Annotated in this window: 15 protein-coding genes and 1 other annotated feature; of the genes, 12 read left to right on the top strand and 3 right to left on the bottom strand. The window is 48.6% G+C overall.

The features are described from left to right. Positions 1–720: 720 nt before the first annotated feature. From KGF65_RS01560 to KGF65_RS01550, 3 genes are read left to right on the top strand one after another with little or no spacing between them, the layout of a single operon-like run. Entirely contained in the window at positions 721–1,224 is a 504-nt protein-coding gene (locus tag KGF65_RS01560; protein ID WP_088770977.1) for a polyketide cyclase, read from the top strand. Positions 1,225–1,271: 47 nt separating this feature from the next. Further along, complete coding sequence (locus KGF65_RS01555; RefSeq protein ID WP_105924056.1) at positions 1,272–2,099, top strand: SDR family NAD(P)-dependent oxidoreductase; 828 nt, start codon at positions 1,272–1,274, stop codon at positions 2,097–2,099. A 44-nt stretch (positions 2,100–2,143) separates the two neighbouring features. Continuing rightward, the gene (locus tag KGF65_RS01550; protein WP_050339518.1) at positions 2,144–2,653 is read left to right on the top strand and encodes a MerR family transcriptional regulator; all 510 of its coding nucleotides are present in this window, start codon (positions 2,144–2,146) and stop codon (positions 2,651–2,653) included. 239 nt (positions 2,654–2,892) lie between these two features. On the opposite strand, the gene KGF65_RS01545 is transcribed toward KGF65_RS01550, so the two are convergent. The 3 genes from KGF65_RS01545 to KGF65_RS01535 form a co-directional block, all read right to left on the bottom strand. Then, positions 2,893–3,240: a DUF1801 domain-containing protein gene (locus tag KGF65_RS01545; RefSeq protein WP_101873137.1), complete on the bottom strand. Its 348-nt coding sequence runs from the start codon at positions 3,238–3,240 to the stop codon at positions 2,893–2,895. A 15-nt stretch (positions 3,241–3,255) separates the two neighbouring features. Beyond that, positions 3,256–4,164 carry a magnesium transporter CorA family protein gene (locus KGF65_RS01540; RefSeq protein WP_088770979.1) on the bottom strand — a complete coding sequence of 303 codons (909 nt, stop codon included), beginning with the start codon at positions 4,162–4,164 and terminating at the stop codon, positions 3,256–3,258. An 83-nt stretch (positions 4,165–4,247) separates the two neighbouring features. Further along, on the bottom strand, positions 4,248–5,411 hold the full coding sequence (locus tag KGF65_RS01535; protein ID WP_216747929.1) for a VanZ family protein: 1,164 nt from the start codon (positions 5,409–5,411) through the stop codon (positions 4,248–4,250). Positions 5,412–6,579: 1,168 nt separating this feature from the next. On the opposite strand from KGF65_RS01535, the gene hisJ reads away from it, so the two are divergent. From hisJ to hisI, 9 genes are all read left to right on the top strand, one after another. Next, positions 6,580–7,416, top strand: coding sequence for a histidinol-phosphatase HisJ (gene hisJ, locus KGF65_RS01530; protein ID WP_105924059.1), 837 nt, complete (start codon positions 6,580–6,582; stop codon positions 7,414–7,416). 58 nt (positions 7,417–7,474) lie between these two features. Then, positions 7,475–7,706: a binding site (T-box leader), on the top strand. A gap of 176 nt (positions 7,707–7,882) precedes the next feature. After that, positions 7,883–9,034, top strand: a complete 1,152-nt coding sequence (hisZ, locus tag KGF65_RS01525; RefSeq protein WP_216747928.1) for an ATP phosphoribosyltransferase regulatory subunit — start codon at positions 7,883–7,885, stop codon at positions 9,032–9,034. Continuing rightward, the gene (gene hisG, locus KGF65_RS01520; RefSeq protein WP_003639306.1) at positions 9,027–9,683 is read left to right on the top strand and encodes an ATP phosphoribosyltransferase; all 657 of its coding nucleotides are present in this window, start codon (positions 9,027–9,029) and stop codon (positions 9,681–9,683) included. The genes hisZ and hisG overlap by 8 nt, the downstream gene beginning before the upstream one ends. Then, positions 9,683–10,969, top strand: coding sequence for a histidinol dehydrogenase (gene hisD, locus KGF65_RS01515; protein WP_216747927.1), 1,287 nt, complete (start codon positions 9,683–9,685; stop codon positions 10,967–10,969). The genes hisG and hisD overlap by 1 nt, the downstream gene beginning before the upstream one ends. Before the next feature lie 69 nt (positions 10,970–11,038). Further along, positions 11,039–11,623, top strand: a complete 585-nt coding sequence (hisB, locus tag KGF65_RS01510) for an imidazoleglycerol-phosphate dehydratase HisB (protein WP_050339506.1) — start codon at positions 11,039–11,041, stop codon at positions 11,621–11,623. Further along, positions 11,623–12,249 (top strand): imidazole glycerol phosphate synthase subunit HisH, encoded by a 627-nt coding sequence (gene hisH, locus KGF65_RS01505; protein WP_050339505.1) that lies wholly within the window; start codon positions 11,623–11,625, stop codon positions 12,247–12,249. Before hisB ends, hisH begins: the two co-directional genes overlap by 1 nt. Beyond that, positions 12,230–12,946 carry a 1-(5-phosphoribosyl)-5-[(5-phosphoribosylamino)methylideneamino]imidazole-4-carboxamide isomerase gene (gene hisA, locus KGF65_RS01500; RefSeq protein WP_105924062.1) on the top strand — a complete coding sequence of 239 codons (717 nt, stop codon included), beginning with the start codon at positions 12,230–12,232 and terminating at the stop codon, positions 12,944–12,946. The genes hisH and hisA overlap by 20 nt, the downstream gene beginning before the upstream one ends. Continuing rightward, positions 12,943–13,701 carry an imidazole glycerol phosphate synthase subunit HisF gene (hisF, locus tag KGF65_RS01495; RefSeq protein WP_105920797.1) on the top strand — a complete coding sequence of 253 codons (759 nt, stop codon included), beginning with the start codon at positions 12,943–12,945 and terminating at the stop codon, positions 13,699–13,701. The genes hisA and hisF overlap by 4 nt, the downstream gene beginning before the upstream one ends. Further along, positions 13,698–14,009 (top strand): phosphoribosyl-AMP cyclohydrolase, encoded by a 312-nt coding sequence (gene hisI / locus KGF65_RS01490; RefSeq protein ID WP_088770985.1) that lies wholly within the window; start codon positions 13,698–13,700, stop codon positions 14,007–14,009. The genes hisF and hisI overlap by 4 nt, the downstream gene beginning before the upstream one ends. Positions 14,010–14,215 lie beyond the last annotated feature (206 nt).

The raw sequence follows: 14,215 nt of genomic DNA, 5'->3' as shown, positions 1-14,215 counted from the left end.
CGGTTTGATATGAATCAGTGATCAGTCTTTAAAAAGTTGGGTCCGCACATGTCTGCCTTTCGAATACAATCCCCGGCTGGAAGGCGGTTCTGACAATACTCAGCGGCTCCTAGAGTGTGAGGTTCAGACGGGTTGGGACTGAGGATTAGCCTAGCTGGAGCGTTAAGCGGTGAATTTCCGCTTGGCGTTCTGGCGTAGCTAACCGGAAGTCCCAGTCTGACCCGAACACGTTTCATCCATACTGCAGCTAATGTGGAAGACCAGTATTTAAGACGCGGGCTTTCGGCTTAAATCTGTGTCCATCGCGTTCCAGCGTTGTCAGAAATGCCTGGAAGCCGGACTAGGAAGCATCCACCACAGCAAGTTTACGGTAACTCGCACTGTTTCCAGCGGGTTTTCAGCTGGCAGCTTTTGAACTTGGAAAACAGCTTGATTCAATCATGATTCATGACAAATAAACAAGCATGATACACAGAATGGGTGTTAAGAAATCGTTAAGCTAGTCTCAATTCGCAAACATTATCCTTGTCCTGGAGTCAGCTCCAGCATATAAGCTTGGTTTATTCAAAGTTAATCAGACGTGTTCAAAAGGCGACCTGACAGCCTGAACGGCGCTGTTGACTTGAGAATTTGGCGTGCTGGTCGGCAATTGTCGATTCAGATCAACGATACATGACCGACGCGCCCAACTAAATACTTAATCAAGTGGAGGAATTGCAGATGCAATCAATTAATTGGTCAACTGAATATTTACCAGGTCATACGGATAATTTTGTTTCAAATGAGGTCATTGCGGATGGCATTACTCTGGATGCGGTCTGGGAGAACCTCGTGGATACGGCAAAATGGACCACATACTATGACAACGCCGCCAATATCGTTTTGGACGACCAGACTAGTTCCAAGTTGAAGTTTGCGGAACATTTTCGTTTTGATACGTTTGGCTTTCCAATCGATGCACAAGTAATGGAATTAGTTGAACCAACGGATGGTAAGACGGCCCGGCTGGCTTGGCATGGCTGGCAAAATGGCGATGCCGACACGCAGTTTGATGTTTATCACGCCTTTTTAATTGAAAAATTGGCTGATGGGCGGATTCGGTTACTGACCCAGGAATCACAGATTGGTAAACCAGCCCAAGATTTAGCTGCGCAAACGCCTAATCCAATGTTAAATGGGCACCAAAGCTGGTTGGATGGATTAGTCCGCGCTGCTAAGAAATAAGGTATTAATTGTCCGTTAATGAAATCAGAATAGGAGTGTTTAGTAAAATGGCAAAAACATGGTTTATTACAGGAACATCGAGTGGTTTTGGTAAGGAACTCGCAACCGTTGTGGCTAAAAATAAGGATACTAACTTAGTTGCGGCTGCGCGTCACTTAGAAGATTTGGCTTATTTGGACGACTTTGATGCAGCGCGCATTGAAAAAGTCATCATCGATGTGACCGATGAAGTGCAGATCAAAGCGGGCGTTGCTAAAGCGCTCGAACGGTTTGAAACTATCGACGTGTTAGTCAACAATGCCGGCTTGGGTTACTTTGCGACGATCGAGGAAAGTGATATGGACCAGGTTCGCTATATGTTCGATGTCAACGTGATTGGATTAGCGAATATGACGAAAGCCGTATTGCCAACGATGCGTGCCCAACGCGCGGGTGTTATCATCAACTTATCGTCAGCATTAGCCCTGACAACCTTACCGACGATGGGGTATTACAGTGCCACGAAGTATGCGGTTGAAGGTTACAGTGATACGTTACGTCAAGAAGTTGCTGATTTGGGCATCAAGGTGATGGCGGTCGAACCGAGTGGTGCGCGGACGCAGTGGTCTGGACGTTCTTCACAAAAAGTGGTGCCAGCGATCAAGGATTATGCGGCATTTAGTGATTCCGTGGCCAACGTATCCGATTCAGTGACCCAAGCACCCGGTGACCCTAAGCGTATCGCCCAAGTGATTTTTGACCAAGCCAATGCCAGTGAGATTCCAGCACACTTACCACTGGGCGACTTTGCCTATCATGGTGGCTTGCAGAATTTGGAAGGCTTAGTGTCCGAAATCAAGTCACGCGAGGACTTTTCATTGTCAACGGATGACTAGTCACGGTAAACTAGTTGGGAAACGAATTGGGAGGAGTGGACGAGATGGCTTATTCAATTGGACAAGTTGCGGACCAATTAGGGGTGTCAATTGACACCATTCGGTACTATGACAAATCGGGACTATTACCCTTTGTTCAACGGAACTCGATTGGTCGGCGAACCTTTACCGACAATGACGTACATCTCATGCGGACGATCGTTTGTCTAAAAAACGCGGGGGTGCCGGTTGCGGAGATCGCCACCTTTATTGAACTGCGACTAAAGGGTGACGAAACCTTGTCGGATCGCTATCAGCTATTGAAGACGCACGAACAAGCGTTGCAACAACAGATTACTGATTTACAAGATACGATGAGTTACCTGAAGTTCAAGGAATGGTACTATCAGACTGCAACGGAAGCGGGGCATGAAGACATACACTTTGTCCCCGGTACGAATGAAGTGCAGCCCGATTTAGATCAAGAATATGACCGACATCTGAAAGCGACTGGTCAGCTTGAGGAACTCGCCCGTTTTGCCAACGTCAAGGACTACCGGTTACGGCGCCGGTAATTCGCTGAAAATGAGAAATTAACTAAAAACGCGCCAGCTCTATTTTTGAGCGGCGCGTTTTTGCGTTTTGATGATGTTGTTTGAGTGACATCACGTTATGGTGACAAATTCGGTTTGTTTAAAAACGGACCATCTCGATTAAATGGCAGAGTCACTGTCAAACGAGCTCAAGCTGGCTTGTTTGACCGCGATAATAACGAGATGAGGAGTTGTTGCGCTTTAGGCCAGCGAAAGAAAACTCAAGCAATCAACTGTAACACTTGTTGGACTAACGCTGTCGGTACCGGTTGTGTCAGCGGCAGGTTCAGGCGCTTTTGCCCGGTTGGATAACCAGCGGCCTTAGCTGCGGCTAGCGTGGCGTCGTCTAAATCAGCGGAGATACTTAGACTGACATGAGCTTTGTAGGCGGCGATGCTCACATATTGCTTATCACGTTGATAGAATGGCAAGTTCCATTTGATTTTCGCTTCAAAATCTGGCAGCTCAGTGGTAATGAGCTGCACGAGGGTGGTCAGAATCGGTTGGGCCGCTTCGGCCGCCTGATTGATGTAGGCGGTTGTATCAGTCACTTTAGGACGACTTGGCATAACTTAAAGGCTCCTTTATTTGCGAAATGAGTTCCGGCGCAACAACCAAATAGTGAGGGCGCACAGGGCCACGGCAATGACCACGGTGATTTCCCAGCCAAACGGATTCTTCATGAATGGCAGGTCGACGTTTTGTCCGAAAAAGCCGAAGACAATGTTGGGCATCGTTAAGACGATCGAGAAAATCGTTAGGACCCACATCGTGTTGTTCAAGCTATTATCGAGAATGTTCGAGTAGGCATTGGACACCCGGCCGATGATGTCTGAAGCGATATTGGCCATTTCTAGCCCTTGTTGTGCTTCGACGATAATATCATCGAGTCGCTCTAACTGGGCAGCCGAGAATTTGACGGGCACAAACCGTTTCAGCGATTGTAACATGTCGTTATTGCTCTTGAGGGACGTGAGAAAATAAACTAAAGTCGTTTCTAAGTCCATCAGTTGAATAATGACCGAACGTTGAATCTGCTTTTTCATTTTTAATTGAATGTCCTGCCGTTGCTTGTTGATTTTATTGATGGCCGAAAAGTACTGCCGTGAGAGTTTGTACAAGACGTTAAAAATATGGTCGTACGGATGCAACACGTCTTCCCAGTCGGCGTCGATTTCGTCGGCTAACATGTCTTCAACAAAAATGGTATTGTCGGTCGTGAAAGTCAGTAGCGTGTGGTCAATCAACATGAAGCTGACCTGGGCGGTGTAAGTCCCTTCCTCGGCGTCTTCTGTGACCACGTCAAAAATAATTGTCGTGATGGCACTCTTGGCGTCATATTCCAACCGGCCACGTTCGTGTTGGTCGGTCGCGTAGCCTAACATTTCGTCGGTAACGTGTTCGTCACTCACAAGTTGGTGATAGTCGTTTTCAGTATAATTATTAACAGCGACCCAGCGAAAATCGTCGCTTAGTTCATGGACTTTTATCATTGTTTTTACTTCCAGCATTTTGAGATATCTTCAATTTAACATGAGTTGCGAGCCAACGCAAAAGAAGTTTCAATGAGACCGTCTTAATGGACAGTTGTCTGGCTTAACTTTTCACACCATAACTGATGACTGCGACTGAAGGGTGCTAGCAATAAATCGTAACTGACGACCAGTAAAATGACTGACACAAGGACCAGGTAGACATCTAACCGGTTGAGCGTCGCACTCGGGACGTTTCCCAAACGATTGAATAACCACAAATCTAAGAACAGGAGCGGCAAACCAATCAAGTAGAGACCACCGTAATGGATCAGCAGTTGCCAGAGATTGGCACGTTTGCCGTCCGTAGTCACGATTTGGCTGTTGAGTAGTCGTCCGCCCAGTGTCTTGCCTTGCCAGCACCAGGCGGGCAGGAGGAAGAACAGGACGATGTCGACGACGTATAACCAGCGAAAATCATGTGGTAATGGCCAATTGAAATGTTTGACTAAGACGAAGTAGACAGTATCAAAAGCCGCAATTGCGAGCCAGTCGATCACTAGCGCACCGATTCGGCGCCAATCGATGGGATGTTCTTGCCAGCGAAGGCGGGTGCTGTGGTCGCGGTTACGCCACTGATTTGGAATCAGGTGTAAGCACCAAGCCCCAACGATGCCACCGAGGGTATTCATCATTAAGTCATCGACGTCAAACATGCGGTATGCTCGCGAATAATAGCCATAGAGTCCGGTCAACTGGGTCGTTTCGAAGAACAGCGAAATCGCGAAACTCGTCAACGTAATCAACCAGAGCGGCCAGCGATGGCGCCATTTTAAGTAAGCGCCAATCGGCATAAATAAGAGAATATTGAAGAATGGTTGGAAGAACGTATCGGATTTAAACGCCACTAACCAAGTACTGGGATCCCCGAGTTCAAAAGGCGTGAGTGCTTTCAACTGTGAGAGAAAATAGAAGGGCTGTAAATTATAGGTCGCAGTTGTCAGGCTCGCCACGGATGAACGGGTCGGCAGTGGCAGAATAATGAGTAAGTATGCCGCAGCCACGTACCAAATAAATGAATAGGTACTGATTAAGTTACGTTCACTCAAGGTTTGCCGAGTCCGGAGTTGGACGGTCAGAATAATCATGGCTAGTAACAGCGTCATGATGGGTAGCGCTAGAATAACGATATGCACGGGTTCCAGCAACGTACTGACAATATGACTGGAAAGTGCAAGTTGATAAAGCTTGGTGATAAGTTCGTGCATGGCTGGTTCCCCCTTTGGATTCACGTGGTCTTTAACTAATGTTGACTATATCATGGTATAAAGAAATTGTGACGTTTAATATAAATAAATTAGTAAATTGTTAGACTTTCGCGGCTTCTCCGCACTAACGCTGATTGAAATACGACAGTTCTTAAGTTCAAAAGCAGCCAGCTGAGGACCGCTGGAAACAGTGCGAGTTGGCGTAAACTTGCAGCGAATCTTCGTCCTAGTCCGACCTCCGGGGCTGGCTGACAACGCTGGAACAGGGCGGACATCGATTTGAACTCACGCAGAAACCCGCTGCGCAATTTCAAATACGAGTCTTCTTCTTGTCCGGGTGAATTTCCCGGGCTAGAAGAATTTCGCCCTTGAGCATTGTCCGGCAGTCCGGACAGTCGGGAACCCGCTCGAATGGCGGATGAACGGCCACCTATCTGGGTGCAAGTGATCACTGGATATTAGGTACGCGGTCCTTCAGGCAAACTTTTAATGTGGAACCGATGATGCCTTAGGGGATTTGGGTGCTGAGAAGATCACACGAATATCGTTCACTATTCTCAATGTCACAAATTTGATACTGTTCTTGAATTTAGTCGTTGAAATAATCTTCGTTCAAAATTCCAAATTTTGTCATCCCAGGCGATTAGACAAAATCTGTACAACCTTCAGTAATGCTGAAGGTTCGCAGAATTGAAATACAGCAAGATTGCCTAGAAGATCGCCAGTCTTACAGCAAAATGCCAACATGGCGTGTACAAAATATCAACGACCAGTTCATTTAAAATTGGGTCCACAAATGTCCACCTTTCGAATGCCATCCTCGGCTGGAAGGTGTTTCTGACAATGCTCAGCGATGAAATTCCACTTAGCAAGCGTCTTGTGCTTGGTTAGTGGAAGACCATTATTTAAGACGTGGTTTGTCGGCTTAAATCTGTGTCCATCGCGTTCCAGCGTTGTCAGAAATACCTGTAAGCCGTCGTAGGACGCAGCTATCAAATCAGGTTTACGCGAACTCGCCTTATTTCCAGCGGGTCTCAGCTGGCGGCTTTTGACCTTAAGCTTTCTAACGATAATTCATAAAGAACAGCTGACACGGGTTTGGCCAATGCTTGCGTATCATAACGAAGTATGGTTGAATAAACCTAATTTATGAGAGGGTGATGAGGGTATGTTAATGGATGGACATACGCATACGGAATTATGTCCGCATGGGAGTGGGGAAGCGACGGAAAAGATGGTTCAGCGGGCGATTCAGTTAGGATTTAAACGCTACTGCATCACTGAGCACGCACCGTTGCCGCCAGCATTTCGTGAGCAATATGAAGGGACACTCGAAGGTTATACGGAAGCGTCATTGCGTTTGGATCAGGTCGAGACGTATTTGAACTTGGCCAACGAACTCAAAGCCAAGTATGCTGATCAAATCGAGATCTCCGTTGGGTTCGAAGTCGACTTCTTACCGGATCATGTGGCCTGGACGCGGGACTTTTTGAATACTTATGGTCCGCAGACGCAGGAAAGTATCTTGTCCGTGCATTTCATGCGGGGCTTGCGGGAGCATTTCTGGTGTGTTGATATGTCGACCGATGATTTTGCAGCGGGGTTTGGGCAGTGGCTCAAGACACCCCAACGCGTGTTTGAACAGTATTATCGAACAGTCTTAGCGTCGGTTCAAGCAGACTTCGGTCCGTACGCACCGCAACGAATCGGTCACATGAGTTTGGTGCGTAAATACCAAGATTACTTTGGGCTAACTGAACCGCTGGATGCCGATAATCTCAAATTGGTGGATCAAACATTGGCGCTAGTGCAGCAGCAGGGGCGCCAGTTGGATTTAAATTTGGCCGGACTCTACAAACCATATTGTAATGATTTTTATCCTGGTGAACAGATTCTACAACGTGCGCAAAAGCGGGCTATTCCGCTGGTTTACGGCTCGGATGCCCATGACATTGCCAGCGTCGGTCGTGGCTATCATCTCATAAAAAAATTAATTAAGGGTTGACAGCCGTCAGTTTAGTGATTACAATGAATTATAAATTAAATGACTAATCAAATTTTAATAAACGGTTGTGATTAGAACAAGTAATTAAGTCTTCCTCATCCAGAGAGCCCGGGTAGCTGAGAACCGGACAGACAGGCTTAACGAACACACATCTATGAACTGCTAGGGTGAACCAGTCTCATTAGCCTTAGCCGAATTGGTTTCGTTATCCAAGTTGACTTGATCAACATGAGGTCTGCCGTGCGAGCGGTAGATAAAATAAGGTGGAACCACGCGAAAACGTCCTTTTAGCACATTGCTAAGAGGGCGTTTTTTTAGCTTCAACGGTTCGCTCAAGTCATTGCTTGCGGGGAAAACGCGGTATCGCGGTAGGTGCGCAAACAGTTGATTAAAGTGTTTAATCGATAACAAAGTGAATTAATTCTGATTAGTTTGAATAATAACGACGTTTTAGGAGGCGTAAATTATGTTGAAACATTTATTACCATTAGGAACCCGGGATGAATTTGGTCGGCGGGCACGGACGAAGCAACACCTGATCGCGGTGATCCAAGCCCATTTCAAGCAACGGGGGCTCGCGCCAATTGCAACGCCGTTATTAGAGAATGAAGCGGTATTTGATCCGTACCAAATGGGCAATTATCAGCTCTACCGGTTATTTAGCAATGACGGTCGCACGTTGGTCTTACGGCCAGACATGACCTTACCAGTTGCCCGCTTCATTAGCGCGACCAACGTGCCGTTACCACAAAAGTTCGGCTACGTCGGTGATATCTTCCGAGTGAGTCGCCAATTATCTGGCTCATATAACCAAATTACGCAAGCGGGGGTCGAATTAGTTGGTTATGCCTCGTTGAAAGCAGAGTTTGAATGTTTGACGATTGCTAACCAGCTTTCAAGCGAACTGATTGCCGATGCCGTCGAAATCGAATTAGGGGATGCCCAATTTGCCCAACGGGTCGTCGCCAGTTTGACCAGCGATGATGCGGAACAACAGGCCATTTTAACCGCCTTGTTCGATAAGCAAGTGCCACGCTACACGAATTTGATTGCCAAGTACCGTGCCCAACCTTTATATAATTTTCTCAAAGCCTGGCCACGGTTGTTTGGACGACCAGAACGGATCTTCAAAGAATTAGCCGCAGCACCACTACCGGCAAGCGTCCAACCAAGTCTTAAACGACTTCAAACAGTGGTGGCCTGGATGCAAAAGACGATGCCAGCACAAGCCGTTTCAGTGGACCTGAGTAGTCAAGCCCCACAAAAATATTATACCGGCCTGACTTTTCGGGGTTATTCACAAGCAGGTGCCGGCTACCTGTTCAGCGGTGGTCGTTATGACAAACTACTGACGAACTTTCAAGCGGAAGCAGAACCGGCCGTCGGGATGGGGCTAAACGTCGACTTGTTAACGACTTTAGCCACCGACCAACAGACCGCTTACGCCGAACAATTGATTTACTTTGAACCTGAACAATGGCCACAAGCGGAGGCCTACTTAGCAAAACAACCGCACGCCATTTTGAGTTTGGCGGATGACTTAGCAGGGGCGCGCATCGAAGCACAACGTTTGAATGCGCAACTGATTGATTTAACTGGAGGTGTGACCAATGACTGAACCACGTTTGAAAATTGCGTTGACCAAGGGCCGCGTTGAACAACAAGTCCTCCCATTATTGGAACAGGCCGGACTGGATTGTTCACAAGTCCGCAATAAGCAGCGCCGATTGATTTTTGATTCCAAGACCCAACCCTATGAGTTTATTTTGGCAAAGGGGCCAGACGTGACGACCTTCCTCGAACGGGGCGCTGCCGATATCGGTATCGTTGGTAGTGATATTTTGACCGAACACGAGAGTACCCAGTACGAATTGTTAGATCTGGGCGTGGGCAAGTGCCAATTCGTGTTGGCATCGACCGCCGACTTCGATCCGGTCGCACCACGGCGCAAGATCATCGGCACCAAGTACCCCCTGATTACCCAACGTTATTTTGATCGTTTGGGTCAAGACGTTGAAATTATTAAGATTGAAGGCTCGGTCGAATTAGCACCGTTGACCGGTTTGGCGGATGCCATCGTCGACATCACCGAGACGGGGACCACGATTCGTGAGAACCATTTACAAATTTATGACTATTTACAACCAGTTTCGACCCGGTTAGTGGTCAACCGCTTAGCGCTCAAACAGCAACAAACCGCCATTTATGACTTAGTTGATCGGTTAGCTGCAGTGGTCGCCGCGAATAATCCAAAGGAGTTTGCCTAATGAAAATTATTAATGAAGATTTAGCCAGTTTAAAACGCTTAGTTCAAACCAAGACCCAACAGTTGACCGATTTAAAGGTTGAATCCGCGGTACGCGACATTATTGCCAACGTGATCAAAAACGGCGATGCGGCCGTCAAAGATTACGAGGCTCAATTCGATCAGGTCAAGCTGACCGACTTCAAGCTATCACAAGCCGTGATTGATGACGCCTATGATAATTTGGATCCCAAAGTGAAGGATGCCTTGCTATTAGCCAAACGCAATATCACTAGTTTCCACGAAAAAGAAAAGGCAACGGGCTTTATTGATGCTGAACAGCCCGGCGTCCTACGGGGACAAAAGTTACTGCCACTCAATCGGGTCGGTTTATACGTTCCAGGTGGTACGGCCGCCTATCCATCAACGCTACTGATGAGCGCCTTGCCGGCCAAAATTGCGGGTGTCAACGAAGTCATTATGGTGACGCCACCACAAGTCGACGGCATTAATCCCGCCGTGCTAGCCGCAGCTAAAATCGCCGGTGTCGATGCGATTTATCAAGTTGGTGGTGCTCAAGCCATCGCTGCGTTAGCCTATGGGACAGAAACGATTCCGGCGGTCGACAAGATTATCGGCCCTGGGAACATCTTCGTGGCAACGGCCAAGAAACAAGTCTTTGGTCAGGTGGCCATCGACATGGTGGCCGGGCCATCAGAAATCGGTATCTTAGCGGATGATTCCGCGGATCCCCGTCAGTTAGCGGCTGATTTATTGAGCCAAGCTGAACATGACAAGCGGACACGGCCGATCTTGATTACCGATAGTGCGGATTTAGCCCAAGCGGTGAGTGACAATGTGACGTCACAATTGAACGTGTTACCACGTGAAGACATTGCCACGGCCGCCGTCGATGAAAAAGGGTTTATCGCGGTAGTCTCGAAGGTCGAAGACATGTTTGACCTGATGAACACAGTAGCGCCCGAACACTTGGAAGTCCAATTGAAGAATCCAACGCAGTACTTAAATCTGATCAAAAATGCGGGTTCCGTCTTCTTAGGCCGGTACGCCTCCGAACCACTCGGAGACTACGTTGCGGGTCCCAACCACATCCTGCCAACTAGTGGGACGGCGCGGTTCTCGTCACCGCTCGGCGTGTATGATTTCGTTAAGCGGACGTCCTTTATTCAATACACCAAAGACGCCTTAGCCAAAGAAGCGCCCGCAATCACGACTTTAGCGCGGGTCGAAGGCTTGGAAGGCCACGCTCGTGCAATCGAGAGTCGGTTTGACACTTACTATGATTAAGACCTGCTAATTGTTGGTTGGTGCCGGCGACTAACAGCCAGCCGGTGATGAGACGAGGAGGAAATGCACATGCGACAAGCAACGATTAAACGTGAAACCAAGGAAACACAGATTGAAATTAGTTTGAATTTAGACGAACAGAGTGGCATTGAAATTGATACGGGCATCGGCTTTTTGAACCACATGTTGAACCTATTTGCTAAGCACGGTCGCTTTGGGTTAGTCGTCAAGTGCCACGGTGACTTGGATGTTGATCCGCACCACACGACGGAAGATACCGGCATCGTGCTCGGCGAGTGCTTCAAGCAAGCCTTGGGTGACAAGCAGGGCATCGAACGGTACGGCACCGAGTTTGTGCCAATGGATGAAACCTTGGGCCAGGTCAGCGTTGACTTGAGCGGGCGGTCCTACTTAGTCTTTGACGCCGAACTCACGAATCCGCGACTCGGTGGTCTAGATACTGAAACGGTTGAAGACTTCTTCCAAGCCGTCGCATTTGCCGCCGAGATGAATTTACACGCACGCATCTTATACGGGCGCAATACCCACCACAAAGTTGAAAGTTTGTTCAAAGCGTTTGGTCGTGCCATGCGGGCGGCCGTGACGATCAATCCTGAAATTCAGGGGGTCAACTCCACGAAAGGCGTGATTTAATGTTCGCAATCGTTGATTATGATACGGGCAACACCCGTAATCTGAAGAAAGCCTTTGATTACTTACAAGTGCCGACCGTTTTGACCGCCGACCCACAACAGTTGGCGAGTGCCGATGCTGTTATTTTACCGGGAGTTGGGGCGTTTGCTGCGGCGATGGATGCCTTAAAAGAACGGCAGCTCGTCGGGGTCTTACAGGAACTGGCTCAAAACGGTAAGCCGATTTTAGGGATTTGTTTGGGCATGCAACTGCTATTTGAAAGTAGCTCGGAGTACGGCGAACATGCCGGTCTGGGACTACTACGCGGCCACGTCGCTGCCATTCCGGATGACTTGAACGTCAAAGTGCCACAGATGGGCTGGAATCAAAACGACCTCCAACGTCCGAACAGTGCGTTTGCCAGTATCGATGCCGCTTATACTTATTTCGTCCACTCCTACTATGCCGTTTGTCCGCGTGCTGAAATCGTGGCGACCGTGGAACATGGGGTGACGGTACCCAGTATCGTGCAGCGCCAAAATGTGATTGGCATGCAGTTTCACCCTGAGAAGAGTGGTCAGGTCGGGTTACAACAACTAGCAGCTTTTAAGGAAATGGTGAGTGCAAATGATTTTTCCAGCAATTGATTTACGAGCCGGCCAGAGCGTCCGGCTCTACCAAGGTGATTTTAAACAGGCCACGTTGATCAATCCTGATCCGGTGGCCCAAGCGCAACAAATTAACGCGGCCGGATTGACGCATCTCCACATGGTCGACTTGGATGGCGCCAAATCGGGACAGCCGGAGAATTATGCCACGATTGCCGCAATTCGCAAGGCCTTTAAGGGCACCATCGAATTAGGCGGTGGAATTCGGACCTATGAACTCGCGACCCGTTATTTGAAACTCGGCATCGACCGTCTGATTATAGGGTCGGTGGCATTGACGGACCCTGAATTGGTCAAACGGCTCTTAGCCGAATTCGGCGGTGAACGGATCGTCATCGGCATCGATGGGACAGATGATTACGTTGCCATCAAGGGCTGGTTGGAACAGTCGCAAACGAAGATGAGCACCTTGATGAAAGCCATGACGGCCAGTGGCGCCCGCCACTTTATCGTGACTGACGTTGCTCGTGATGGCACGATGCAGGGACCGAACTTAGGCTTGTACGAAGAATTGCAAGCCCAGGTGCCAACTGCAAATCTAATTGCCAGCGGTGGAATTCGCGATTTGACGGATGTGCAAGTCTTGCAGGCCAGTGGCTTTAAGGATGTCATCATCGGTAAGGCACTGGCTCAGGGTGGCGTGACCCTGGCAGCATTAGCGGAGGTGGAAGCATGATAGCTAAACGAATTATTCCCTGTCTGGATGTTGCCGATGGCCGCGTTAAAAAGGGCGTTAATTTTGTCAATCTGACTGATGTTGGCGATCCAGTCGAAATTGCCGCTGCGTATCAACAACAGGGGGCCGACGAACTGGTCTTCTTAGACATCGCGGCGACTAATGAACATCGCGAGACGATGGCGACGATGGTCGAACAGGTCTCCGCGCAAGTCTTCATGCCACTGACGATTGGTGGCGGCATCACCAGTGTGGCGGATATGCAACGGATTCTGCGGGCTGGGGCGGATAAAACGGCCATTAATTCGGCAGCGGTTGCCAATCCTGACTTGATTCGGGCCGGAGCTGAAAAATTCGGCAATCAGTGTATCGTGGTCGCTATCGACGCTGCCTGGGATGAGCAAGCTCAGCAGTATCGCGTTTATACCCACGGTGGGCAGCAAGCGACTGATTTAGATGCAATCGAATGGGCCAAACAAGCTGTCGACTTAGGTGCTGGTGAGTTGTTAGTCACTAGCATGGATCGTGATGGCACCAAAGCCGGCTTTGATACCAAGCTTTATCAGGCGCTGGGTGCAGCGGTCAACGTGCCAATCATCGCCAGTGGGGGTGCCGGTAACCTGCAAGACTTCGTCGATGTGTTCGCAGATACAACGGTCGATGGGGCGCTTGCCGCTTCCGTCTTTCACTTTGGTGAGTTGACGATTGCGGATGTTAAAGCCGCTTTAAAGGAAAGTGGGGTCGTGGTTCGATGAAACCAGATTTTGAGAAGGGTAATGGCTTACTCACGACGGTCGTGACGGATGCCGATACCAAGGAAGTCTTGATGGTCGCGTGGATGAATTCCGAAAGTTACCAACGAACGTTAAGTTCCGGGCAAACATGGTTTTGGTCACGCTCACGCCAAGAACTCTGGCACAAGGGTGAAACGAGTGGCAATGTTCAAGACGTTGTCAATATGACGCTGGATTGTGACCAAGATACGTTGCTAGTCTCAGTCCATCCCCACGGGCCAGCTTGTCACACCGGCCACACGAGTTGTTTTTTCAACCCGGTCAAGTAGTTGGTGAAGTGCCAGATTAACACGGCGTTTGCCGGATGATTCACGGCTGGCGTTTCAGCCAACGTGAGCGTTAGCAAACCGGCAATCGATAATGTTCAGTAGAATGTGACGGTCAGAGTCTCAATCGATGATGTTCAGTAAATGTGACAGTCAGTGTCTCAATTGATGATGCTGACTGGGTTAACAAATGAGAGCTATATAATAGA

It is taken from the genome of Lactiplantibacillus sp. 30.2.29, assembly GCF_018991255.1.
In the GTDB taxonomy this organism is placed as follows: domain Bacteria; phylum Bacillota; class Bacilli; order Lactobacillales; family Lactobacillaceae; genus Lactiplantibacillus; species Lactiplantibacillus pentosus.
The sequence above is the reverse complement of the archived record's forward strand: the minus strand, read 5'-3'. Positions and strand labels throughout refer to the sequence as shown.